Annotated in this window: 30 protein-coding genes; all 30 read right to left on the bottom strand. The window is 60.5% G+C overall.

Annotation, left to right across the window (positions count from 1 at the left end):
• Positions 1-10: 10 nt before the first annotated feature.
• A complete protein-coding gene (locus AC1RR3_RS09455) occupies positions 11-568 on the bottom strand; it encodes a flavin reductase family protein (RefSeq protein WP_492821696.1) in 558 nt (185 codons plus the stop codon).
• Between the two features lie 9 nt (positions 569-577).
• A complete protein-coding gene (locus tag AC1RR3_RS09450; protein ID WP_492821694.1) occupies positions 578-1,807 on the bottom strand; it encodes an acyl-CoA dehydrogenase family protein in 1,230 nt (409 codons plus the stop codon).
• A 98-nt stretch (positions 1,808-1,905) separates the two neighbouring features.
• The gene (locus tag AC1RR3_RS09445; protein ID WP_492821692.1) at positions 1,906-3,174 is read right to left on the bottom strand and encodes a CaiB/BaiF CoA transferase family protein; all 1,269 of its coding nucleotides are present in this window, start codon (positions 3,172-3,174) and stop codon (positions 1,906-1,908) included.
• Between the two features lie 236 nt (positions 3,175-3,410).
• Positions 3,411-3,839, bottom strand: a complete 429-nt coding sequence (locus tag AC1RR3_RS09440) for a GNAT family N-acetyltransferase (protein ID WP_492821690.1) — start codon at positions 3,837-3,839, stop codon at positions 3,411-3,413.
• A gap of 63 nt (positions 3,840-3,902) precedes the next feature.
• Positions 3,903-4,202 (bottom strand): hypothetical protein, encoded by a 300-nt coding sequence (locus tag AC1RR3_RS09435; RefSeq protein WP_492821688.1) that lies wholly within the window; start codon positions 4,200-4,202, stop codon positions 3,903-3,905.
• Positions 4,199-4,582, bottom strand: coding sequence for a hypothetical protein (locus tag AC1RR3_RS09430; RefSeq protein ID WP_492821686.1), 384 nt, complete (start codon positions 4,580-4,582; stop codon positions 4,199-4,201). Before AC1RR3_RS09430 ends, AC1RR3_RS09435 begins: the two co-directional genes overlap by 4 nt.
• On the bottom strand, positions 4,573-4,824 hold the full coding sequence (locus tag AC1RR3_RS09425; RefSeq protein WP_492821684.1) for a hypothetical protein: 252 nt from the start codon (positions 4,822-4,824) through the stop codon (positions 4,573-4,575). The genes AC1RR3_RS09430 and AC1RR3_RS09425 overlap by 10 nt, the downstream gene beginning before the upstream one ends.
• 151 nt (positions 4,825-4,975) lie before the next feature.
• Positions 4,976-5,662, bottom strand: a complete 687-nt coding sequence (locus AC1RR3_RS09420) for a hypothetical protein (protein ID WP_492821682.1) — start codon at positions 5,660-5,662, stop codon at positions 4,976-4,978.
• 256 nt (positions 5,663-5,918) lie between these two features.
• Complete coding sequence (locus AC1RR3_RS09415) at positions 5,919-6,917, bottom strand: phage tail protein (protein ID WP_492821680.1); 999 nt, start codon at positions 6,915-6,917, stop codon at positions 5,919-5,921.
• A gap of 75 nt (positions 6,918-6,992) precedes the next feature.
• On the bottom strand, positions 6,993-7,214 hold the full coding sequence (locus tag AC1RR3_RS09410) for a hypothetical protein (protein WP_492821678.1): 222 nt from the start codon (positions 7,212-7,214) through the stop codon (positions 6,993-6,995).
• Entirely contained in the window at positions 7,180-7,668 is a 489-nt protein-coding gene (locus AC1RR3_RS09405; RefSeq protein WP_492821676.1) for a hypothetical protein, read from the bottom strand. Before AC1RR3_RS09405 ends, AC1RR3_RS09410 begins: the two co-directional genes overlap by 35 nt.
• Entirely contained in the window at positions 7,665-7,931 is a 267-nt protein-coding gene (locus AC1RR3_RS09400) for a hypothetical protein (RefSeq protein ID WP_492821674.1), read from the bottom strand. The genes AC1RR3_RS09405 and AC1RR3_RS09400 overlap by 4 nt, the downstream gene beginning before the upstream one ends.
• Before the next feature lie 318 nt (positions 7,932-8,249).
• Positions 8,250-8,708, bottom strand: a complete 459-nt coding sequence (locus tag AC1RR3_RS09395; RefSeq protein WP_492821672.1) for a hypothetical protein — start codon at positions 8,706-8,708, stop codon at positions 8,250-8,252.
• 92 nt (positions 8,709-8,800) lie between these two features.
• Entirely contained in the window at positions 8,801-9,997 is a 1,197-nt protein-coding gene (locus AC1RR3_RS09390) for a hypothetical protein (RefSeq protein WP_492821670.1), read from the bottom strand.
• An 8-nt stretch (positions 9,998-10,005) separates the two neighbouring features.
• A complete protein-coding gene (locus AC1RR3_RS09385; protein ID WP_492821668.1) occupies positions 10,006-10,884 on the bottom strand; it encodes a tail fiber domain-containing protein in 879 nt (292 codons plus the stop codon).
• A gap of 81 nt (positions 10,885-10,965) precedes the next feature.
• A complete protein-coding gene (locus AC1RR3_RS09380; RefSeq protein WP_492821666.1) occupies positions 10,966-11,145 on the bottom strand; it encodes a hypothetical protein in 180 nt (59 codons plus the stop codon).
• A gap of 451 nt (positions 11,146-11,596) precedes the next feature.
• Positions 11,597-11,776: a hypothetical protein gene (locus tag AC1RR3_RS09375; RefSeq protein ID WP_492821664.1), complete on the bottom strand. Its 180-nt coding sequence runs from the start codon at positions 11,774-11,776 to the stop codon at positions 11,597-11,599.
• A 173-nt stretch (positions 11,777-11,949) separates the two neighbouring features.
• A complete protein-coding gene (locus AC1RR3_RS09370) occupies positions 11,950-12,489 on the bottom strand; it encodes a hypothetical protein (RefSeq protein ID WP_492821662.1) in 540 nt (179 codons plus the stop codon).
• 147 nt (positions 12,490-12,636) lie between these two features.
• A complete protein-coding gene (locus AC1RR3_RS09365) occupies positions 12,637-13,008 on the bottom strand; it encodes a hypothetical protein (protein WP_492821660.1) in 372 nt (123 codons plus the stop codon).
• A gap of 593 nt (positions 13,009-13,601) precedes the next feature.
• Entirely contained in the window at positions 13,602-14,027 is a 426-nt protein-coding gene (locus AC1RR3_RS09360; protein ID WP_492821658.1) for a hypothetical protein, read from the bottom strand.
• 64 nt (positions 14,028-14,091) lie between these two features.
• Entirely contained in the window at positions 14,092-14,664 is a 573-nt protein-coding gene (locus tag AC1RR3_RS09355) for a tetratricopeptide repeat protein (RefSeq protein ID WP_492821656.1), read from the bottom strand.
• A gap of 1,491 nt (positions 14,665-16,155) precedes the next feature.
• Positions 16,156-16,470 (bottom strand): hypothetical protein, encoded by a 315-nt coding sequence (locus AC1RR3_RS09350; protein ID WP_492821654.1) that lies wholly within the window; start codon positions 16,468-16,470, stop codon positions 16,156-16,158.
• Positions 16,467-17,939 (bottom strand): hypothetical protein, encoded by a 1,473-nt coding sequence (locus AC1RR3_RS09345; RefSeq protein WP_492823127.1) that lies wholly within the window; start codon positions 17,937-17,939, stop codon positions 16,467-16,469. The genes AC1RR3_RS09350 and AC1RR3_RS09345 overlap by 4 nt, the downstream gene beginning before the upstream one ends.
• Positions 17,939-18,547: a hypothetical protein gene (locus tag AC1RR3_RS09340; protein ID WP_492821652.1), complete on the bottom strand. Its 609-nt coding sequence runs from the start codon at positions 18,545-18,547 to the stop codon at positions 17,939-17,941. The genes AC1RR3_RS09345 and AC1RR3_RS09340 overlap by 1 nt, the downstream gene beginning before the upstream one ends.
• Before the next feature lie 3 nt (positions 18,548-18,550).
• On the bottom strand, positions 18,551-18,955 hold the full coding sequence (locus AC1RR3_RS09335) for a hypothetical protein (RefSeq protein ID WP_492821650.1): 405 nt from the start codon (positions 18,953-18,955) through the stop codon (positions 18,551-18,553).
• A 35-nt stretch (positions 18,956-18,990) separates the two neighbouring features.
• A complete protein-coding gene (locus AC1RR3_RS09330; RefSeq protein WP_492821648.1) occupies positions 18,991-20,277 on the bottom strand; it encodes a hypothetical protein in 1,287 nt (428 codons plus the stop codon).
• 1 nt (position 20,278) lies between these two features.
• The gene (locus AC1RR3_RS09325) at positions 20,279-20,710 is read right to left on the bottom strand and encodes a hypothetical protein (RefSeq protein ID WP_492821646.1); all 432 of its coding nucleotides are present in this window, start codon (positions 20,708-20,710) and stop codon (positions 20,279-20,281) included.
• Positions 20,711-20,720: 10 nt separating this feature from the next.
• On the bottom strand, positions 20,721-21,374 hold the full coding sequence (locus tag AC1RR3_RS09320; protein ID WP_492821644.1) for a phage adaptor protein: 654 nt from the start codon (positions 21,372-21,374) through the stop codon (positions 20,721-20,723).
• Complete coding sequence (locus AC1RR3_RS09315; protein WP_492821642.1) at positions 21,371-21,703, bottom strand: hypothetical protein; 333 nt, start codon at positions 21,701-21,703, stop codon at positions 21,371-21,373. Before AC1RR3_RS09315 ends, AC1RR3_RS09320 begins: the two co-directional genes overlap by 4 nt.
• Complete coding sequence (locus tag AC1RR3_RS09310) at positions 21,703-22,014, bottom strand: hypothetical protein (protein WP_492821640.1); 312 nt, start codon at positions 22,012-22,014, stop codon at positions 21,703-21,705. Before AC1RR3_RS09310 ends, AC1RR3_RS09315 begins: the two co-directional genes overlap by 1 nt.

The following is a 22,014-nucleotide window of genomic DNA, read 5'->3' as shown; positions in this document are numbered from 1 at the left end:
CGCGTTGCGGCTATTTCTTGCGGTCGTCGTCGGCCAAGAACCGGCCATACGTCCCTCGCGCAAACAATAGCGGCTCCTTGGTATTGTAGGCGTAGGCCTCGACCGCGCCGAGAAAGATCACGTGGTCGCCACCATAATAGCGATTGACAGACCGGCATTGAAAGTTGGCGACGCTCTCGGCAAGCACGGGAGCGTTACCGAGACCCGCTGTCCAGTCGACTCCGGCAAACTTGTCCTCGGACGATTTCGCGAATTTGTTTGCAAGCGCCTGCTGTGACGTGCCGAGTATATGAACCGCGAAATGGCTGGCGTTTTGAAACACGGTCAGACTCGAGGAATAGATTCCGAGGCTCCAGAGAACCAGAGGTGGATTCAGGGAGACCGACGCAAACGAATTGCAGGTGATGCCATAGGGCTTTCCGTCAGCCGCCGTGGCAGTGATGATCGTTACGCCCGTTCCATATGTGCCGAGCGCGCTGCGAAAATCGCGGGGGTCAATCGACGAGCTGTCGCGTGCGAGTTCGTTGGCTGGATCGGGAACGGCCGGCTGCTTCGGCAGATCATTCATCGGCCGGCCTCACAGCGTGAGATTCTCGGACGGCAGGCCCAGCGCCACGCGTCCATAATTGGTTCCGGCCGTATCGAAGTTAAATGCAAGATGGGAATTGATCGCGTGTGCATCGCGGAACTGCCGCTGCAACACACCCGCTGTGAACAGGCCACGCGCCCCGCTCGCCGCAAACAGCAGCGAGACTGCATCCGTGCAAAGATTGACCGAGAAAGCTCCGTCGCGCCGGTACCTGGTCTTGCTGGCCATGTTTGGAATGTGGCCACACCGCGCATCTTCCATGGCGCCGATGCAGGCCGAACGCATGATCAGGCGCGCAGCGTCGATCTTGGCCGAAGCCTCTGCGATCTTGATCTGCGTGCTCTGAAAATCGCTCAGCTTGGCCCGGTTGTAGGTCGAAACACGATGACGGGCGACCTCGGCATAATCGTCGAGGCACGCTTGCGCATTTCCCAGCGCAACGCCCGACAGAACGTAGGGAAACAGCGAAAACACGGGCAACATATATAACGGATTGGGATTGATCCTGCTCCCAGGTGTCGGGCCGCCGGCAAGATCGCCGACGGCGACCGTCATGTAGTCGGGCACGAAGGCATCTCTGACCTCGACATCACAGGAGCCTGTCCCGCGTAGTCCCGAGACATTCCAGGTGTCCAACACCTTGTAGTCGTCCTTCGGCAGCAGAAAAATTCGATATTCGATTCCGTCCGCCTCGTCGTCGGAGTAGACGACGCTTGCCAGCATATTCCATTCGCAGGAAGCAACGCCGGAGGAGAACGGCCAGCTGCCATGCAGCCGGTACCCACCCTCGACTCGCGTGGCGCGCCCGGCAGGAAAAATGAACGAGGACGCAATCAGCGTGTCCGGATCGCGGCCCCACACCAGATCCTGGGCCTTCTGCTCGAACATTCCGAGCATCCAGTGATGGCTCGCCAGATTGGCGAGATTCCACGCCACCGAAGCGTCGGCCCGGCCAAGCAGCTCAGCGCAGTCGACAAGGGCGACATAGTCAAGCTCGGCGCCGCCGACGCGCCTCGGCTGGAGCATCCGGAACAGACCGGCGTCATGGAGATCCCTCTCGGTCTCCGACGGAAGGTGCCGCAGCTCCTCCGTTCGCGTCGCCCGCTCTCGCAGCTGCGGTACGAGCTCCCGGGTTCTCGCGATCATTGCCGCATAGGCGCGCTCTACGGCTTCCCGCCCCGTCGGCTGGCCCATGCTCGGCTCTTGACCAGGCGCCATTCGCGTCCCTCGCTTTCACACATTTATGCGGCGGGAACTTCGCCAAATCAAGCAGATGCGCGCCGTGCGACGCAGTCCTTTGGATCGACCGATTAAGTTCAAACCGACGCTGGTGGCTTGCCTGATCCAAAGGCGCCCTTTTGGCTAAACTCCGAGATCCGGCGCTCGTCGTATCCAAGCGTATCACACAGGACGTCCTTGGTATGCTCACCTAGCAAGGGTGCCGCCACGGGATCGATTGCTCCCGTCAAGCTCATACTGATCGGAGGCTCGATGTTGGGCACCCATTCCGCCGTAGGATGCGGAATCCGGTTCAAGCGATGTCGCTCGCGGGCCTCGGGCGCATTAAACCCCTCCTCGACCGTCCGGAGATAGCCGACCGGAATATTGGCCAGCTTCATCTTTGCCATCCAGTTCTCGAGCGTATCGCTCGCAAAGACCTCCGCGATGGCTGCCCGCAGGAGCTCCTTGTTCTCGGAACGCGCTTTGCGCGAAGCAAACTGCGGATCGGTGATCAGGTCAGGCCTTTTCAGCACCTCGACCACCAGCCGGCGATAGAGCCGGTCGTTGGCGCAGGCCATATAAAGCGGACCATCGGAGGCCTCGTAGACGCCGACGGTCGGAGAGCCGCTCGGCGAGTTGCCAAATCGGCCGGGGTTCTCGCCATTGATCAGATAGGCCATGCCGTAAAAGCCGGTCATCCCCATGGCAATGTCGAACAGGGCGACCTCGACATGCTGCCCGCGGCCGAGTCGATCCCGCGCCAGTAGCGCGAGCAGGATGGCGTTGCAGGCAGACATCCCTGTCGCCATGTCCACGATGGGCGGGCCGGTACGAACCGCCGGGCCGTCGGCAAACCCGTTGAGCGACATGAAGCCGCTTTCCGCCTGCGTGATCGGATCGAAGCCCGGACGCGAGGCGAATGGTCCGCTGCGTCCGTAAGCCGAGATCGAGCAATAGACCAGCCGTGGGTTGAGCGGCGCAACTACCTCATAGTCGAGGCCGAATTTCTTCATCACCCCGCTCGAAAAATTCTCCACGACCACATCCGCCTTGCGGATCAAATCCAGCGCGATCTCGCGGGCTTCGGGCACGGCGAGGTCGAGCGCGATGCCGCGCTTGTTGCGGTTGAGGCTGAGATAGGCGGCGCTTTCGCCGCCGATTTCGGCGTGCTCATAGGCGCGCGTATCGTCGCCGCCGTCCGGGTTCTCGATCTTGATGACGTGCGCGCCGAAATCGGCGAGCGTCTGCGTGCAGGCCGGCCCGGCGACCACGCGCGTAAAATCGACGACCAGCAGACCATCGAGCGCTGTTGGCCCTCCCGTCACCCGCGGCGAACGTTCTGGCAATTGAGGCTTGGTGGGCATCGATGGCGCTCCCTTACATCGGCTTATGGTCGCCGAATTTCCCGCAGGAGCAAACTTAAAGCCCGGCGCCGCCGACTTCGCAAGTACCTCGGCCGCATCGCTTCAATACGCAAAAAGGGCCCGGCAGCTGTCAAGCTGCCGGGCCCTCAGACATTTCAGGGTTACGGGCTCGCACTACATCTCGCACGGCCATTTGACGTTGTAGAAAGTACGTTCCGTACCGCGGGAAACCCTGCTCAACGAAGCCATTTTCGCCAGTAAAGCGTGTGCGCCCAGGCCCAAGGCGCTTCTGGCTCAAATAGCCGATAGCCTGCCTGGATGAAGTTATTCGCAGATACCGGATTGTCCGTCGTATCAGAGACGATGCTATCCCATCCGATACGCCGTCCCCTTGCCTCGACCACACGCATCAACCTGCGCTGAAGGCCACGCCCCCAATGCCGTTGCAGCACGCCTACTCTGGAGAAATAGCCGCCATTTCTGACGTGCGTCGATGGAAGCACTCCGGCAAATGCGACCGCATTATCGCCATGATGGACCAGCCACCACGCTCCCAACTCGAATTGAGGCACGACCGCGGCGTCGAAGAACGTCTGCTGATGCAGATCGGACAACGTGTCGGCGATGTCGTCATCAGACGCATCGACAATGCGAATTCTGTACATGAGGCAGTCCGTCGGTAAAGAACGACGTGAGTGCACGCGTCGTGATGCCGTCGCCATGAAGGCTCACTTGCCCAGCACGACCTTGACACCGAGCCAGACGGCCCCCATCAGGCCGGTGGCAATCACCGTAATCACGGCCTTGAAAGTGTAGCTCTGCGCCTGCTCCACACTCTTTCGCCATCTCCGCAGGTGCTGGAAATCCGCCCGCAACTCCTTCCGGTCGTCATCTTCGATTCCGAAAGAAGCCAACACCGACGCGACGGCTTTCAACACGATCGCATCGATGCTTTCCTGCTGGAATCTGTGCTGCTCAGCCAGTGTCTCAGCCACGATCGCCCTGATTTCGTCGTCTGGCACCTTCACCGCTTGATAATCCTTGCAACATTCTCGAAACCGCGCTTGGCGAAGTAGAAGGAGACAACGAGATTGGCTGTGATCGCCGCAAATCCCGCCAGGGCATCGGTGGTACCGAGGCCGAGAACCTTGTCCCAGACAAGGAGCTTCGCGAAATAAACCGTCACGCAATATCCGATCAATTTGTCCGGCTCATACCAATAACCGAGTTCTGCAATTCTATATTGCGTGACGGCCTTGGTTTCGGCCGTCTGCGACGCGATCTCACTTGCAGCAAGGTCTGCCGCGATCTTGGTGTCGACGTTCTCGGCCTTCAGCTTCGCGCTGTAAGCGTCGATCAGCCCCTTGACGACGGGACCACCGAGAAACGAGATGATCGTCATCCACATTGATTATTCCTCCGAAGGGTTCGCAGACGTGCGATGATCGTGACGACGGAAATCACCAGCAAGATGCGTCCTGTTGTCTTGACGTCACCGATGGCCGAGCTGATCTGATCCTTCACACCTGGATCGCCGAGCGCGTCGGCGAGGTCATCGATGATCGACGCCAACGCACCGGCGAGCGCGATGCAATAGCTCCAGGCAATCGTCATGGAGTGCAGGCACGCTGCCTTGAGTCTCGCGAGCATCAGGATTTGCCTCGCAGGACTACGAGCCGCGCCTCGAGCGACTTGATCAGGGCGTCGGTTCCGGTCACGAGCCGGAGGAGAGGCTCCTTGCAGAACCAGCAGGAGGCAGAGCCGGCAGCGAAGAGCATGATGTCGAGTATTGTTCGCATGTTCACTTCCTTCGAAGAATTGCTCTGACCAGATTGACTACGAACGCGCCGATCGAGCCCCTCGACGGGTTCGTCAGTGAAGGCTTTGCAGAATCGCCCGCGGACGCGCTCTTTGCGATATTCGCGCCCACAAAACTGATCTCGGGATCGAGCTCCATCAGCGCGATCATGAGCGCCGCGCATCCCAACTGCGCATCGACCTTGCCTGGATCGTAGACGCCGTCCCGCACGTACTTTCCCGCGCGGTACTGATTGGTCCCCGACCAGAGATAAGGCGATGGTACGCCGCGGACGGCATACCCAATGCCGTTGTAGGTCTCGAGCGCGGTCAGCGCGGCCGCAATCGACCAGTCCTTGTGACGCGCGAGAAAGGGCGAACACTTGGCCAGCGCGTCGATTGCAGCGGCCTCCCATGAATCGAACGGGCCCCGCCCGGCCGGCACGTGAACCGACACGCGGTTCCAGGGATCGCCCTGGGCCAGGGACGCCCTCCAGTCCTGGGAAGATTCGCGCTCGTGAATGACTGCGATCGCCGGCCAGGGGACCCCGGTCTCTCGCTCGACGGCCTGGTAACGCTGCCTGGCCTTGTAAAGGCGCAGAGCAACATTGGCGGCCTCGGCTTTCCGGGTCGGCTTGGCATTCGCCCAGCGCTTCGCATTCGCCCGAGTGAGGGCGTTCAGGTCTACCATGGGTTGTCTCGATTGGGATTGAATGGATCTTCGACTGGAGATTTAGGCACTGCTATGAGACAGCCTACCTGGTGCCTACCGCCGTGCTTCGCTGGACCAATGCGATTGCGCTTATCGACATCAAGCGATGCAACTATCGTAGATCCGCTCAAAGAGGCAGGGATAAAGCCAATATCGATCGGCTAGGAATTGAAACGCAGCGATCTGAGCGACGCAGCACATCGTAGGCAGACGCTTTGTTCGTCTACATCTTCGTTCAAATAATGCGCAGGACGTAAGACAGAATGAGAGTCGGCTGGACTATCGCGAGAGGCGTGCTGGAGCCGCCTTGGGCACTACCAGAAAAGGTAGACGTCCCCTGCGAAGCGCTGATTGACGCCGCCGTATTGCTGCCACAAGCGAAACCGCCACCACCCGTCGAGCTGAGACCCGAGTTTGCATTGTGCGAGATAGTAATAGCACCATTCGTAATGGAGCCGGACGGGGTATAGGGCGGCAGATTTGCCGTAACGAGGGTCCTTGTCTCGGCGCCGCCGGCAGCACCAATCACTTGGGGATTGGCTCCGAAGTTGCCGCTGGTGAGCCTGAATGAACCAGAACCGCCCATATCGTCTTTGCCTGCAATCACTCGGCTGCGAAGATCGGGGAGGTTAAACGTAGTAGAACCGTCGCCCGTCCCAAAGCTCGTTCCGCAGATGGCAAAGAGCGTGGCATATGTCGTGCGCGAGACCGCTTGGCCAAACGGTATGGCGAACGATGAATTGGGTGCGCTGCTTCCGACATACGGTAGGAGCCCACCCACAGGGACGCCATAGGGATTGCCGTAATAGTTATGAAGATAAAAAATCCCGGCAGCACTATTGTAGACTGCTGTATAGGGCGTGCCAGCGACCAAGATCCCTGCTGGCAACTCACTCGACGGATCCGCACGGATCGTCCTTGCACCGAGACCGTCCACATTCAAACTGACATTAGGAGTCCCCGCGGTGTTCGTCGCATGTGGAGTAAATGCGACAATTTGTCCGTTCATCTGCGAAAGCGACTGAAACACCTGGGACGTATTGACGGCGTACGCCGTGCTGGTCCCGCTCGTCACTAGAGCTCCGGCGACGTCATCCCTATATTTTGCAACCGCAGCCATCATTGCGCGCGCCGAATCGTTGACGCTAGAGGGCGACTGCCCCTCCGCCCAATTGATCGTCGAATCCGCCGTGGCATCGGCGGAGGCCGTCTGAGACCATTTGTAAAGAGTCATCCTTTGTCCTTCATGTAAGAGAGCGACGCCACGGGTCGGTGCCGCGCGTTTCTAGGGGGGCATCGCTGCCGGCCTTCAGTCCGGCGTTTTCGTCTCCTTGCCGCACAGCTCGATATATTGGGTGCAGCGACAGGACGGCGCCCGGGCCGTGAGGAGGTTGCGGATCACGCCTGCGGGAACGCCGGGACTCTCGCTTGCAATCCTGGCCACACGCGCGTCGATGATACCGTCGATTTCGGCACGCAACTCCTCGATGCGTTCCTCAATCCTTGTCGGGCGCTGCTGTTTGATTGCCATTGGTCTTTTCGTCCTTTGTTTGAGCTTCGAGCGCCGCCAGCCTCTTGCGGGTGGACGCAACCTCGTTCTGCGCACGCCGGAGCGCGCGCTCCCGCTGAGTTTCGTGCGAGGCAAGATGGATCTGGATGTCGTAAGGTAATGCCTCGAACCGTCGCTTGAATGGCCCCGGCCAAGACCGTGGCGGCTGAATGCGCGCAATTGCGCTCATCGCGCGTGCAGCCGCGCCGCCCAACGTGGGATCCGCAAGTCCGAGCGACACGTGCATACGTGATATGTCCTCAACGGCCGGCCAGAGACGATCCATGCCAAGCGCTGCACAGTCGGTCACGAAACATGCCACCGACGCTGGCGTCGCAGGACAGGCGGGCACACCGCTCAGCTCACACCATTTGACGAACATCGGCGCATCGCGCCGGCGAGCCTGCGCGAGCGCCCTCAGCAACGGATGGGTCATCGCTTCGCTTTGCGTAGCGCCTCATGGATGCTGCCCATGCGCCGGCGCAAATCGACCAGCTGAACACGCTTCCGCAGACTATGAGGACTCGAATCGATCTCGCCGCCCAGTTCGGCGTCGAACCTCTCGAGTGCCGCCACGCGCTTTTTCAGTCCGTAGAGCGCGAAATTCTCCGCGATCCGTTCCGCTGACATAGGTTCGCCGTAGAGATTGCCGGTGATGGACCCGGCGCGTTCAATGAAATTTCTGTCGTCCTCACTCATGGTATGTTGTCCTGTCGTAGATTCACTTTGATCGGATCGGCGGTACGGCCAGAAGATCGACGGCGACTGCCCTAGAACGGGAAGAATATTGGTGGCGCGATGCGTCGCTCCGGCCTGGTCGTCCCGCTACCCGGCAGGCCTCCGGAGGTTGGCGAGACCGCCCACTCCTCTCGCGGATGAGGATCAGCGTCCATCGGGGGTGCAACCGGGTTCGGGTCGAGATACAGCTCGTTCTTGTCTCGGGTTGTCGGTGACAAGCTCGGCGGCAGCTCGATTGGATCGGAGGGGCCGGCGCCCTTGGCGCTCCCGAACGCCGAATTATCTCAAATCTGAAAATTGGAGATACAGAAGCCCCAAATGAATATTCTGGACGACTTCGTTTGTCCTGCGAGCGCGCCCATCGTAGATGCGCAGCCAAAGCATCGGCTGAGCAAGGTCGCCTTCAGCGCGCTGCTCACCGCCCGAAAAATAGCAGCAACCAATACTGCGGCTGCGACCGCCATCGGCAAAGACGACCACCCTATGGCGTCCCGAGCGCTGTACGTTCAACGATATCGTCAGATCTGACTTCGTCAGCGCTATCGCACAAGGCCTGTCATACTGGCATTCCTTCGTGCCCCCTGCTTCGTTGAGCGAGCTCGTTGCTCCTGCGAAGACGTCCTCCTTCGTCGCACCGTCAAAGGCATAGGAGACGCTGTAGTCACCGGCAGATGCATCGACCGATGCGAGAAGGCCAGTCGCGATAATCATGGCGGACAAAACACGTCGCAACAGCATGAGAATCGTATCCTGTGTGCACACCGTCTCTATTCAGCGCCGGGGAAAGACATTCATCGCTTTCCGCGCGGGGCTGCCCGGGGCAGACTCCCTCACCGTCGACCGCCTGTCCTCGCCTGGTAGAGCGCGACCGCGTCCTTGAGATCGCCTGAGCTGGAAAGCCGCGCGTTCAACGCTCGCAGATCATTCTGATCGCGTTCACCTCGGCTGGCCGCCATGCCCGGCCTTTGCACCGGCGGCATCGGCTTTGCCGTGACGGTATCCCTCGCTTTCATCATCAGTCTGTATTTGCCGGCGTCGTACATCATACGCTGGAACGTCGCATTGCGCATCAGCGGCTCGCTGTCGAAGAGGCGCTGTAGCTCCTCCGGTTCAATGCCGCTGGCCTTGGCCGATGCCCTAATCTCCTGCGCCACGGCCTGCCTGACGTCTCTCGTCTCCTCCTTGAGCAGCGTCTCCAGCCGGGCATCCTCTGCCTTTGCATAGTTCTGAAAGTCGCGCCGCGAAGCATCCGCCCCCCGCCGCATTTCGTCATGCTGTCGAGCACGCAACTGCTCGCTACCCGCGACGATCGCCTGGATGCGCGACAGCTTTGCCGGATCCTGCTGCGCTATTTGCGCGAGGGCCTCCGGAAGCCGCTCCGGCGCCAGGCCGGCCAATTCCGGAAACTGGCTCACAAAGCTCGCTTGCGCGATCTGCATGGCCGCATCGAGTCCGTCGACATAGCTCCGCCGTGCGCGCTCGACCTCGCCCACCTTTTCCTCGAGCGCCAGACGCACCTCCGGGTGCTGCATGAGCTGCCCGATATCCGGATCGAGCCCGGTCGGACGTTTTCCCTCATCGCCCAATGCATCTGACGGAGCTTCGGACTCTCCATCACGCGCACCGTCCTCCTCGGGCTGATCAAACCCGTAGAATTCCGACGCATCGGGGTCGTCGACGGCAACTTCCGCGCGCAACGTATCGATCCTTGCGGCGAGCGCTTCCGAAGACTTGCTCTCGGCGATCTGCCTGTCGCCAGCCGCCGCGCTTGCATAATCCCGCGCAGCGCGTGCGAGGGTTACCGCCTCGTTTGCGGCGGCGGGCTTGCCTTCGCCGTCAGTATATCGTCTGACGACGACTTCGGCTTGCGAGCCGGACCGCCGGACGGCGGCATCGTGCAGCGAAGCACTGTCGCTGCCAATCGGCTCATGTTGGATCTCCCTGTCCGGGTCCGGCATCTCCGCATAGCCGGCGTTGACCAGGTCGAACGTTGCGCCGGTAGATTCCGTGTCGGTTTTAACCGTCATATCTCGCCTCACTTTCGACCAGCGCCGGGATTCATCAGACCGGTGAATGGATTCAACAGGCTGTTGATCCCGCTGGCGATCGTCGCAAACTGATCAACACCAGATTTTTCCTGTGTCCCCGTCGTCGTGCTATTGCCCTGCTGTCCAAGCTGGGCGATCGGCACGCCGATCTGCGCGAGCAAGCTCAGCGCCTGCACGGGAATGCCGCGACGCTGCGCTTCTTCCGCCAGGGTGGCGTTGGCTCCATAGTTCTGGGCATCGAGGGCCGATTGCGCTGCGGTCACGCCCTGGCCGCGATTGGCCAGATCGGTCTGCTGCATCTGAGCCAGCGTGTTGGCTGTGGTATTGCCGGCGCCGTACAGCCCATTGGCGGCGGCGAGCTGGTTCGCCACGTCCTGGTTATATTGCGCGGCGATCACCGGCGCCTCAGCTGCCGCGACGCCCCTTCCATAGGCCATCTGGTTGGCGCCGCTGAAATCGCGGCCCGCGGCGGCGAACTGCGAGTTGACGTCATTGCCGACATCCGACCGGATCTGCGCAAGTTGCGCAGTCAGGGCCGGATTGTTTCCAACCATGCTGCCGTTCGCATATGGCGTCAGCCAGTTGCGATAGGCCGCGAGGTTGTCCTGTACATTGCCGGCCTGGGCGGTGGCGCCGCCACCACCCAGCAGCGACTGCGCATAGCTTGCGATCTGCCCTGCATAGGGATTGCCCGCTGTGGCGTTGTTCCGCAGGGTGTCAAGCGCGGAGGTTTCCGCCGAGGTCAGGCCGGTGTTGTTGAGCCCCGTGCCGATCTGACCCAACATTGTCTGCAGCGCCGGCTGCGCAGCAGCCCAGGGTGTGGTCTGCGATTGCTGGGTCTGTGTGGAGGTGGATTGTCCGCCCATGGACGATGATTCCTTGAATTAGAGTGCGCTCTTCGCAGGCGCGAATGCTGGTCGAACGGGAAAAGAGCCAATGTGAAACTGTCAGTCGAACGGAAAGAAAATCGGCGGCTGGACGACCTTCTCTTTTGAAGGCGTCCCTCTCGCCAACTGAACCAGGTTTTCCGGTCGGGTCTGCAGCAGCGCGGCCAGTTGCCGCGAATTGAATGGCAGGGTTTGCATAAGGCCGGGATCCGGTTTGGCCTGCCACGGGCGCGCATCCATATCGAGGTCCGGCGTATACCCGTCCGGACTGGATACCCGCGGAGTTGCCCCATTCCGTGCGCGGGACGCGCGAGGCGTTCCCAACAGCCAGTTGATCAAATCGCGGCTGGCCGGAGCACGTTGCTCGTCCGACCTTGGCTGCAGCGGAGATGGCGTCGCCGGCGGAACGCCGAATGGATCGGGACCTTCCCGAGGGGGCGATGGCGGCGGCGACCAGGGAGGCGACGTCGGCGGAACTATTCTCCAATTGCGATCCACCCACCCGGGCCGCGTCTGCGGCATCGCGCCTTCAACACCAAAATTGGGTATACGTACGTTCGGGTTTTTGAATGATCGTGTCATCTATACTCTCACGGAATGCAATTTATCGTTGACGACCTGTCGATGCGTGCCGCGCAGACAATCCATTGAACTTTTTCGCCAAACGGGAAACTTCTTGTCATCTCATTTTCTAGGGGGCGTAGATCACGCGGTAGATCAGACCCAATCGCTTCGCGATTTCATCGACCTCTTCCTGACTGCCCGGATAGTGCTGGTAGACGAGCCTCGTCTTGATCGCGCTGGCATGATGACGAGGATTCCAGGTCCACAGCACGGCGGGATACTGACCGGTCGACCGATACAGATTCATGAGTGTCCGTCTGATGAACTTGCTCTCTGGCGGATCGGTAAAGGCAGGACCGGCAATTCTATCGCGATAGAACTCGGTCCAACGGCGCCACTCCGGCTCTTCGTCAGAGTTGGTCCGCAAGCACGTCATCGACGTCAGAAAAGGCCCCGCCTGGTCCTCGCCCTCGATGAAGCCTATACAATCATGGTCGGGAAATCGCTGGATAGCTCCCCAAGCGACGAGGGCTTCGTCCAGGACGTAGCCAGCAGGATGAAACTGGCGCACGCAAACAAGCAGAAATCCCGCACGACAACGACCGCATTGCGATCTCTGAGCACATTCGCCAATTGAACTGCGCGTGCGGGGTCTCCTCCGCGGCTGCGAACGATGGCGATACCACGATCCGCCAGATCTGCCGCGACCGAAACGTCCAGGTCCGATGCAATCACGCCATCGAGGCAGAGCATGCGCTTGTCTGGCGACAATGCCATCGGCCGCACTATATCGCCGCGACAATATTCGGCGGCGCGAGCGAAAATGGCGAAGTCCGCCTCTTGTGCCGCTGATTGGTGACTGCCCAAGCCAATCAACAAGCAGAGCAGCGCAAACTCACTTCTCGCAAACCAACGAGGCACCGGGGCTCGATCCCCGCGCGTCAAGTTGTATCGCCGCCCATCGACCTTCGCGAACCACGCGATGCAGCCCTCATCCAAATGACGCTCGGCCCACGACATCTTCGGCCTCTACACTTGCGAAAACACAGGCACCTCCAAGATAGAACAAATAGTGAACTAACGCAATCCCTGGTCGCACGCAGTGCTGAAAAATTCATGAGCGCAAACCGGGATCGTCATCACCATTCCCGGATGCGCGTCTCGCCACTACTGGAAGCGCTTGTCGATGATCGCATAGGTCTCTTCGTATCCATCGAGAACGCGGCCCCAGCCTTTCCGTCCGAAAATTCGTACGCACCGGCAACCCTCTGCTTCGGCGTAGTCTTCGATTCCGCGTATCAAAGATAGCCAGCGCGTCATGCCGGCGCCGGCGCAGGCCGTGATGACGCAGACCTTGCCCGCGTCGGTCTGCTCGAGACTTGTCGATGCCACGGCCTCGATGCCGAAGCCATTCCAGGCGATCCAGAGCAACGAGGCGCCGTCAAGAATGGCGCGTTCGATCGTGGTGAACTCCGCAAGCCCGGTCCGTGCGATCGCCCGCTTCAGGAGTGGAGCGGCAGATGACCATATCTCACGCACGCATTTCGGATCGATGCACACGAGTTGAGTGGAGGACAACAAATCAGACCTCGTGTTGGATGATTGTCACGCCTGCGGGGCCTGCTCCTTGAACATCGCATTCTCCGGCGTCGTCCCTAGAGGCAGCCTAACCCGGCTTGAGAGAACGGACGCGCCTCAGGGCGTACAATCGTCGGCGTCGTCGCGCAGAGCGACCCGCAACGGCGCGATGCGCTGACCGACTGCAATCTCCATAGTAAGCTTCCCGTCGGCGCCTTCCCAGCACATCGTCCGGTTGATCAAGTGCCGTGCAGCCAGATCCGCAATAGCGTAGTCGTCCCGCCATATGAGCCCCCATTCTGGGCTCTGCGTAACGAGCGCCCGCTGGAATTCCCAATTGCTCTTCAAGACGAAGGGAGCGATGAGCATCGTGCGGTGAACTCAGAAGGTTCATCCGCTGCGGCCTCACCGGTCGGATCCAGTGGGGGGCTTCGATGTCCTGATGCTGGTCGCTCAGGGGAAATCTCGGATCAGAGATGAGAAAAGGCACCAATGCGGAAGAAACGCCAGGCCGGGCCAGTCAAAATCACCTTCGCAGGTCTTCAACCCGCCAGTCAGTGCCATGGATCAGGATCGCTGTACCCCGAAGGTACTTCAGCCATCGCTTGTTCGTACTCGCTCATCCGCCCGAGGTTCTTGAGGCACCCTGCTCGGCTTAACCTGGCGTCATTAAGGAAGAATGCGTCGTTCATCTCCAAGGATAGCTCCACTAACTTGAGATAGATGGCTTGGGCTTCATCCCAGTAGTTCTGCTCCCTCAGCGCACATGCCACCATATCAGCACCAGCGAGAGTTCGCCGCTGTGCTTTCGGACCGGATCCAAGCTGTCCGATTTTGGTCCGCAGCGCCTCCTCCACTCCGACCAATCGAGGGATCTGGTCTCCAGATACAGCCCCTCGATGCTCGCGAAGAATGGCTTCGGCCTCGTCGTACCGCTTGTCGAAAACCAGGGATACGAACTTTTCTGCCGACGAGAACAATCAGATCTCCCTGATTCGCCGCATACTCCTGGAGCACAATCACCGTCATCGGCATCCCCAAACGCTACATCGCCTCATCCGGGGGTTCGTATTTGGGCGGCACGTCAGCTAAGGTATCCGTCGAGCGCTTTGGCCGAAATTCATTGTATCGATCAAGAACATTTTTCCGGATCAATCCAGAGGGCGCGCGATCAACGAAATCACGTTCCCGCCCGATATCGTTGGCACCCTTTCCCAACCGGAGTGCCATAATCTGCTCGAGAACATCGGACAATTCATCACCACGACCGAGCTTCAGCAGGATGCGAGCCTTGTGGCCGCGCGTCTCTCTCTGGGAGCGCCCCTGACGATCGGCGCGTTCGATCGCGACATCGATCCACTTCAACGCTTCAGGGATTTCTCCCGGCAAATAGAGATACACCTCTGCCTTGTTCATCGGCAGCTGGACATCGTCAGGAAACTCTTTCATCATCTGATCCAAGAGCCGCAGCCGCTCTTCGTCTCGATAGGCAATTGCCAGGAAAGTATTAAGCTGCGCCGCCAAGTCGTAACGGTCTTCCCCGGTTGCCGCTTGAAATCGCGCTTCGATGGAAGCCACGATGTCGTTGGGAGACACGCCCCGTCCCAATTGATCCATCCAAACCTGCATTAGGTCACGAACAGGCGAAATGGCGAGGCCCTCAATGTTTGTCGGCAAACCGCTTACCGCAGGACGATATTCTCTGTGCTCGGATTGCTAAGATGCGCAGACAAATATATCTAGAACAAAATAAGAACGCCATCAAGGATGAAATCCTACAACTTCGGGATGAGCCACATAAGTTTGACTTGGCGGTCGAGCGAATGTCATTTCCCCTTCTTCCTTTTCGCGATGCGCGCTTTCTCTTGCTTTTTCAGCCAGCTCTGAAGGCCTTCCAAGTCTTCACCGGCAACGTCCTTCCATGAGTATTTCGGGGGCTCTCTCTGATCCCGATAGCAAGCTTGAAGTCGTCGTGTTGCTTGTTCCTCGCACTTTCTTTGATACTCGGCAGCGAACTTACCGAATTGGGGACAATAGTCGTTTTTTTCATCCTGCCATTGTTGGTTACACTCCCTGTCCCGCTCGGCCTTGTTGCCGCCTGACCCGGTGTTGTTACCACCAATTCCACCTGAACCGTTCCCGCTCGTATCCGCTTCGAGTGTGCTGACGGGCGGCTCCTGGTCGGGCACTAGCGGCGGAGATGGGACGCCGGACGAAGGCCTGCTGTCACCATCCGAGCCGGACTGTATGGTGGCGTTACTTGCTACGTTGCCTCCTTCCGAGCCCAGAGCGATAGGTGGGATTCGAGTTAAACGCCTGAAATTTGGATCGACCGGCGGCGGTGGTTGATTACTTGTTCTGGCTTGCCGTTCACGCTCCTCGTTTAATATCGCTGGGCCCATGATCCAGGGCGGCGGACCGCCACGAGGGCGGGGCGGCTGCACGCGCGAAGGGTCGGGTGATGAAGCTCCCTCCCCTCCTTCTATGGTTCCACTTGACCAGTCATCGCCGCGCAGTTGGCCTCTTAACATCTGCGGCAGAAGCGCCACCACATTCCAGAAATCGCGCGTCGACTGGGGAATCAACCTTTCCAGATGCGGGATCTGAGTCTCAACGACCTCATCGCGCCCAACTGGCATCGGAGGCAAGGGAACGCCTCCGAGGCGACCACCTATCCGTGGCCCACGTAGGCCGACCGGCACCCCAGTTGGACCCGCGAGGGACTGAGCCCACCACGGCGCAGCCGAGGACGGTGAACTCCATCCGCGGAGCACTCCTCCCGTGGGCGCATAAGCATCGTCACCTCCGTAAACCTCCGCAGGTGCAGAGTACGCCGGTTGCGACGATCGATAACGCGGCTCTGATCGCGCGGGCTCGGTCGGGCCGCTCCGCCCTCCGTAGATTTGAAGGAAGCGCTCGAACAGATTCTGGATATCAGGGGTTGCCATCGAAAATCTTTCACGATTTTGAAATGAGGAGCTGAAACGCGCGCAATACTGTGCGGCTCGGCTGCGCGCAAACGATGCGAGCCCGGCTAGTTGGAATGGTCGGTAAAATGTTTGCTGTCTTTAGATCGTGATCGTCAGGGGCGTCTCCGGCGCCCCGCCCTCACCCCACCACCGCCCACAAAAGCACCCGCCCCGCCGTCGCGGAGTTCGCATGCGTGATCGTGAACGAACCATTCGCGACGGCGCCCACATACATCGTCCCGTTGCCGACCTCAGTCGCCGCATTCGCCGACGCAGGCACGAGGATCGGCACCGACCCCACCGCGCAATTCGCCGTTGTCACCGTCGTGCTCGATGCTCCCGTCGCGAGCGTCACGCTGCCGACGGCGTTCGATCGCCCGGCCGCGAGTTGCTGGATCGCGAGCACGATCTTCTTCAGGTCCGTTTCGGTAATGCCGGGAACGTAAGCCGTCATAGCGTGCCGTTGGGTGAGAGATCGGGGACGACGCCGGCGCAGAACGACCACGAGGTCGCGGCCGGGATACGAATCTTGAAGCGCGAATAGCGGGTGTCGCGTCGGACGTCACAGCGACCGGTCCGGGCGTTGACCAGAACCTCCGCGCCCGGCGTTGCCACTGCGGCCGGCGTGTCGCGCCACGACACCGAGCCAAACAGCGTTGCAGCATCGGTCACCGGGCGGAAGCCGCGGATCGTGATACGGTTCTCGTCCGTGCCCTGCTCCGGGCTCTCCAACGTCGCCTCGAGACTGGGGCCGCGGAAGAAGCCGAGCACATGGGCGTTCGAGAACTGTGCGATCTCAGGCTGAACTGCCGTCGCGTAGGCATCGAGGCTCAGCGTCAGCGCATCCAGCGACGACGAGATACTGTCGAGGTTCTCCAGCGTCAGTCCGGTCTGCGAGATGCCGAGCAGATACTCGCCGGTCACCGCGACCGGGAAGAAGCGGTCGAGCAGGAAGTCGTAACCGAGCAGCTTGTCGTAGGTGGCGACCGTGCCCGACACCGACTTGTAGGCCCAATAAACGCGCGTGGAGCGCGGGTCAGCGGCCCCCATGAAGAGCTGGAGATTGCCCTTGTCGAGATCGGCGAGGAAACTACGGTCGACCTTCTCCCGTCCGATCTGCTGCGGCACGCCGCCGGGCTCGATCTTGTGAAAGCCCTGGCCGGCGTAGAAGAAGATGCGCTCGCCGGCGCGGATGATCGAGTACGGCGCGTAGAGGCCCTTGTCCTGGGTGATGCGATCGATCTGAAAGATGATCGGCGAGCCAGGCACATAGGACATGCGCCGGATCGCCTGGTCCTGAAAGACGATGCCGGACTCGCCGCCGGCGACGCCGCGGACGATGCCGCCATCCGGAAAGTCCTGGAAGTCGGACGACTTGATTCCGCTCGTCCAGCTGTCCGCGGCGTTGAAATTGTTCAGCCCGGACCACTGGATTCGGTACGGCGTCGACAGCAATCCCGACAGCACCAGGAAGCGTCCGACCACGCTGATATAGGCAGCCTGCGGCGGCGAACCCAGCGCATCGGCGAAGGCCGTCGACGACGAGAGGTCGAAGATCTGCAACACCGCATTGGCCTGCGTCGCGAAGACGAAATTTCCGGTCTGGGCAAACTGCCATTGAGCGGTGGCGGAAAGCGCCGAATAGGCCGCCCCGCCTTTGGAGACATCAACCCAGGTGAAATCGATGTTGTTGAGCCGGTAGAGCCTCGTGCTCGTGCCGGCAAAGGTGACAACCGTCCCGTCGGATTTCAGCGCGTAGAACGCGCCTCGGCACGGCGCCGGCAGCGCCGACGTATACGCCGAGAAGGATGGAAACGGTCCATAGCCATCACCGCGCGGAATGACGTTGAGGATGTTGCGCGTGGCCTGCCCCTCATAGTCGCTGACGTCGGGGCGATACTCACCATAGGCAAGAAGCGGCATTATTCGGTCGTCCATGGTTCGTGTTCAACTGTAGCGGGCGTCCACGCATTTGCCGGCTGCAATTCAGCAGCCCAGGCGCTTGCTGGAGGTGCGGCACCGCTCCAGCTTGGCGACGGCAACGTGGCCTCGGCCTGCCATGACATCGTATCGAAGGGTCGCCGAACCCAGGCCTCGTGGTCGCGGTCGTAGGTCGAACCGCCGCCGGCCCAGGCAAATGCGCTGGATCCTGAGGCCCACGACGCGAAAAATGGGACGGACGCCCCTGACAAAAGAACGGCACCTGGCGAGGCGACTGTGCGAACCATCGAGTTCGTCGCTGCGCCGGCCAGTAGGAACGGGCCACCGAAGCTCATCTGCGAGGAGCCGAATGCTGCTGCACTACCAACGAAGACAAAAGGCGCTGCGCTCGCCGGTTCTGCGACCCTGAAGGTCGCCAAGATCCCTGCCGCCAGGAAGCTCGCGGCCGCCGCCGGTTCTGAAGTCGCAAATGTTGCCGCTTGCGCCGTCAGAGCGACCGAACCGCGTGCAGTCAGAAGCGCAAAATTGCCATTGCTTGGGAGTTGGGCCAGCGCCCATCGGCCAAGCGCGTCGAAACCGAGAAGAGACATGGGTCAAAGCACCGCAGCAGCTCGAAACAGTGCGTCGATTTGCTCAACCGTCCATCCATAGGCGGCGCCGACCGCGACCGTCAAAGGATGGCCTCGCTGAAACGTCGTCGCGCCTGAGATGATCATGGTTGCCTCGAATTGCTGGCCAGGTGGCAGACCGTCAATGACCTGCTGGAGCGCGGCCGGGATGTCGCCCGTCTTCACCGCGGCCAGGGCCTCGCTCTGCGTGATGACGCCTTGCACTGCGAGTTGCTGGAAGAACTGCCGATCCGAGATCGTGCTCGGAACGGGATTCGCCGACGCGGCGGGATCAGGTACGTTGCCCGCGGCAAGCCAGGCTTGAAACACCTGGCGATCCACATTTGCCGCATCGTCCGGGATCCAGGCGCCGTCCAACACGCGGATCACAGCGGCGGATTCTGTGGCTCGATACTCTGTCATCGCTACAGCCTCGCGTTTGCAATCACATTGACCGGATTGTACCAAGTTCCAGCCGCGATGCTGGACGCGTAGCTGGTGACAAAATCGATGCCGGCCACCTGAATGGCGCCAGTCGAAACCGTGCAAGTCGGCGTCGCGCGCATCCACACCGGCAGCGGCGTGGTCACCGACATTTGCTGCGTTGAGCCGCTTCCGTTGTATATTTGAGCGCCCGCGGCAAGCTTGGCGTAATATCTCTGACAGGCAGCAAGTTCGGTCGAATAGTCCGGCAGCTGAAACGGAGGAGCCGAGCTTCCTTCGTACATACCAGCGTCGAACAGCTCGAACACATTTCCAGCGGTTGCGAAGACATTAGCCGTCTGGCCGACAGACATCAGGTAGACATAAAAATACATGCCAAGGTTGGTATCCTTCGCCCAAGCGCCTGTCGTGATGCCGACCAAAGTGACCGACTTCACAACGTCGGAATTGACCTCACCGGCCGCAATCGTGAAGGTCCCAACTGCCGTTGAATCGGTGGCGGCATTCTGCAACTGTACGGTATACGAACCTGCAGCCGGCGCCTTGACGCCGACCTGGACCGTTACCGTTCGAGCCGCCGCCGTACCCCACATGAGATCGGCAACCCGGCTGCCTTCGATCTTCTGCTGGAGTAAGCAAACCTGTCCGCCGGGGGCCGATTGCGCCGTGCCGACGGTGACGCGGATACGCCAGGGCGAGCCACCAGGAGTATTCGAGTTCGCCTGAACGCAGCCAAGGGTGCCCGTGGTCATCGTATGCTGGATAAACCACTGGTCAACCGGATAGTAAAAATTGGTGCTGCCAGAGCTTACACCGTTCTCCTGACTGATCTGCATCCCGCCGTTGACAAGGTAGTTCTTCTTCGTGACGCCGAGATTGGCGCGACCTTGCGCCATCTGTACCGCGGTAAACCCGTTCGGCTCCTCGATCGAGATCAAATCTTCCTTCACGCCGACAATGGCGACGTTCGGCGCCGCCGTGAAATTAATCCTGGTTCCGGCGTTGCTCTGACCCGAAGCGGCACCAGAGCCCGACGAATTGTAGAGCACGGTGGTACGCGCAAACGTTCCGCTCGCAGCGGTATAGGCGCCCTCCGCGATCTCCCACTGGGTCAGGTCGCTGCTGATCGCGATGAACTTGTACTTGCGCCCGTCGATCGCTCCGGCGAGCGCCGGCGACTGGCATCCACCGACTGTGGACGAATAGACCCAGTCCGTCGTGCCGCCGGCCGAGGGAATGAATCGGCAATTGTTGAGAAAAGCAGCCATGTCAGGTGATCGTCAGGATGCCGTTGGTCTGGTCGAGATCAATGGTGAAGGTATTGCCGTTCGTCAGCGTAATCGCCGTGCCATAGTCCCACCAGCCGATCAGCGGCTTGGTCGACGACGTCGAATTGTAGAGCACCGCATATTGAAACGGACCGATCGAGCCGCCGGAAGCGGTCCACGCCGGATCGGTGCCTCCGACGAACTTGAACGTGCCGGTCGTTTGCGCGCCACTGATGGTGCCGACGCTGTTGCCGCCCGCGGTATAGCCGTTGCCGGCCGCGAGATCCGCCGGCGCATTGTAGACCGTATTGGCGGCAACCGGCGCCGTATTGGTCAGATAGACCTTGTACACCTGCGCCGTGCCGGTCTTCATGTCGTGCAGCGCATTTGCAACGTCCTGCACGAAGCAATAGAACTTGTTGAAGCTCGCCATTGTGCCCCTCCTAAATGACTTGTCCCGAAACGCGCACCGTCATCGGCCCGGCATTGAAGGTCGATGTCAGCCCGAGATTGTTCAGGTCCGCGAGCGCCGACGTGAATCCGAGACCCCAGGTCTGGATGCGTGCGTCTTCCTTGATGTACGGCGCCGACTCCAGCAGGGCACCGTAGAGATAGACATCGGGCGCCATGGTCAGCAGCCAATTGCTCCCGTTCGACGCAAGCGGCGGAACACTCTGCCGATAGACCATTTCGATCGTGTAGGCCGCATCAGGGCTCGGAGCGAGTTCGAGCTCGTTGCCGAAAACGGTGAAATAGCACGGCCGCGCGGCGACGTCGGACGTCGCAAAGCGATATTCGTCCATTTGCGTCCCCGATTTGAATTCGAGGCACGGCTTGCCCGTCACACCCGACAGCCGAACCCTCCGCATGGACTGAAAATCCGACGGCAGGGAGATGAACTCCGGCTCGTCCGAGCCGAGGTCTATCAGCGCGGTCGCCCGCTGCTCCATTTGCCGCACAAAGAGCTGGCGGTTGAACTTGGCTTCCGCCAGCTGGACGAAGGTCGGGATCCGGGCGATCAGCGTCGTATCCTGGTCGCGCGCGAGATATTCGGTCACAGCTAGCTGCAACGACGTGTAATCGGTTATCTGGGTCACGTGAGCTCCGCTGACCAGCCGGCCTGCAATTTCGGCTTGTCGGTTCGCAAATAGGCCCATTCGGGATCATCGAGCTTCCGCTGCACGATCGCGTCGAATTCGGGCGTGAACAGCCGCAGCGAGGTGTTGCCCCTCGCATGTTCCTCGTTAAGCCATTGGACGTAGATGACGTTGGGGATGCGGGCGACGTGCCGCCCCCAATCGCCATGCTGTTCGTCCCGGCGCGCCAGTTTGTTCCATTCCAGGATCGGCGCGACGTCCTGGACATGCTCGATCGCAAGCTCGCGGCCGTTGCTGTCGAGATGAGGCCTGATCACGACACCGTCCATCACGACATCTCCGTGATCCATAGAGTGCCGGCGGTCGCAGTGACCAAGCCGTTGGTCGCGGCCTTCAGCGCGGCGATGCGCTGGCCAGGACTGACGGTGACGTATTCGACGACATTGGCCGGCAGATACGGATCGGAAATGGTGGCGGTCTGTGCGCCATCACCGATCCGATAAGAGCAGCCGGAATTTGCGACCAGGCGGAGCTGATATGTCTCCGGCCCGAAAGCGTTGGTGGCACCGACGCTGGCGTCATAGGCGATCGTCTGGGTCGGGCCGACGCGCGAGGAGTTTTGCTTCGAGAAAAACGGCAT

Source organism: Bradyrhizobium sp. GW821-FHT13H05, assembly GCF_058804065.1.
The sequence above is the reverse complement of the archived record's forward strand: the minus strand, read 5'-3'. Positions and strand labels throughout refer to the sequence as shown.

What these genes read in the sequence shown, in the direction of transcription:
- AC1RR3_RS09455 (WP_492821696.1), bottom strand. Translation starts at nt 568, where the DNA reads ATGAATGATCTGCCGAAGCAGCCGGCCGTTCCCGATCCAGCCAACGAA.
- AC1RR3_RS09450 (WP_492821694.1), bottom strand. Translation starts at nt 1,807, where the DNA reads ATGGCGCCTGGTCAAGAGCCGAGCATGGGCCAGCCGACGGGGCGGGAA.
- AC1RR3_RS09445 (WP_492821692.1), bottom strand. Translation starts at nt 3,174, where the DNA reads ATGCCCACCAAGCCTCAATTGCCAGAACGTTCGCCGCGGGTGACGGGA.
- AC1RR3_RS09440 (WP_492821690.1), bottom strand. Translation starts at nt 3,839, where the DNA reads ATGTACAGAATTCGCATTGTCGATGCGTCTGATGACGACATCGCCGAC.
- AC1RR3_RS09430 (WP_492821686.1), bottom strand. Translation starts at nt 4,582, where the DNA reads ATGTGGATGACGATCATCTCGTTTCTCGGTGGTCCCGTCGTCAAGGGG.
- AC1RR3_RS09425 (WP_492821684.1), bottom strand. Translation starts at nt 4,824, where the DNA reads ATGCTCGCGAGACTCAAGGCAGCGTGCCTGCACTCCATGACGATTGCC.
- AC1RR3_RS09420 (WP_492821682.1), bottom strand. Translation starts at nt 5,662, where the DNA reads ATGGTAGACCTGAACGCCCTCACTCGGGCGAATGCGAAGCGCTGGGCG.
- AC1RR3_RS09415 (WP_492821680.1), bottom strand. Translation starts at nt 6,917, where the DNA reads ATGACTCTTTACAAATGGTCTCAGACGGCCTCCGCCGATGCCACGGCG.
- AC1RR3_RS09410 (WP_492821678.1), bottom strand. Translation starts at nt 7,214, where the DNA reads ATGGCAATCAAACAGCAGCGCCCGACAAGGATTGAGGAACGCATCGAG.
- AC1RR3_RS09405 (WP_492821676.1), bottom strand. Translation starts at nt 7,668, where the DNA reads ATGACCCATCCGTTGCTGAGGGCGCTCGCGCAGGCTCGCCGGCGCGAT.
- AC1RR3_RS09400 (WP_492821674.1), bottom strand. Translation starts at nt 7,931, where the DNA reads ATGAGTGAGGACGACAGAAATTTCATTGAACGCGCCGGGTCCATCACC.
- AC1RR3_RS09395 (WP_492821672.1), bottom strand. Translation starts at nt 8,708, where the DNA reads ATGCTGTTGCGACGTGTTTTGTCCGCCATGATTATCGCGACTGGCCTT.
- AC1RR3_RS09390 (WP_492821670.1), bottom strand. Translation starts at nt 9,997, where the DNA reads ATGACGGTTAAAACCGACACGGAATCTACCGGCGCAACGTTCGACCTG.
- AC1RR3_RS09385 (WP_492821668.1), bottom strand. Translation starts at nt 10,884, where the DNA reads ATGGGCGGACAATCCACCTCCACACAGACCCAGCAATCGCAGACCACA.
- AC1RR3_RS09380 (WP_492821666.1), bottom strand. Translation starts at nt 11,145, where the DNA reads ATGGATGCGCGCCCGTGGCAGGCCAAACCGGATCCCGGCCTTATGCAA.
- AC1RR3_RS09375 (WP_492821664.1), bottom strand. Translation starts at nt 11,776, where the DNA reads ATGAATCTGTATCGGTCGACCGGTCAGTATCCCGCCGTGCTGTGGACC.
- AC1RR3_RS09370 (WP_492821662.1), bottom strand. Translation starts at nt 12,489, where the DNA reads ATGTCGTGGGCCGAGCGTCATTTGGATGAGGGCTGCATCGCGTGGTTC.
- AC1RR3_RS09355 (WP_492821656.1), bottom strand. Translation starts at nt 14,664, where the DNA reads ATGGATCAATTGGGACGGGGCGTGTCTCCCAACGACATCGTGGCTTCC.
- AC1RR3_RS09350 (WP_492821654.1), bottom strand. Translation starts at nt 16,470, where the DNA reads ATGACGGCTTACGTTCCCGGCATTACCGAAACGGACCTGAAGAAGATC.
- AC1RR3_RS09345 (WP_492823127.1), bottom strand. Translation starts at nt 17,939, where the DNA reads ATGCCGCTTCTTGCCTATGGTGAGTATCGCCCCGACGTCAGCGACTAT.
- AC1RR3_RS09340 (WP_492821652.1), bottom strand. Translation starts at nt 18,547, where the DNA reads ATGTCTCTTCTCGGTTTCGACGCGCTTGGCCGATGGGCGCTGGCCCAA.
- AC1RR3_RS09330 (WP_492821648.1), bottom strand. Translation starts at nt 20,277, where the DNA reads ATGGCTGCTTTTCTCAACAATTGCCGATTCATTCCCTCGGCCGGCGGC.
- AC1RR3_RS09325 (WP_492821646.1), bottom strand. Translation starts at nt 20,710, where the DNA reads ATGGCGAGCTTCAACAAGTTCTATTGCTTCGTGCAGGACGTTGCAAAT.
- AC1RR3_RS09315 (WP_492821642.1), bottom strand. Translation starts at nt 21,703, where the DNA reads ATGGACGGTGTCGTGATCAGGCCTCATCTCGACAGCAACGGCCGCGAG.
- AC1RR3_RS09310 (WP_492821640.1), bottom strand. Translation starts at nt 22,014, where the DNA reads ATGCCGTTTTTCTCGAAGCAAAACTCCTCGCGCGTCGGCCCGACCCAG.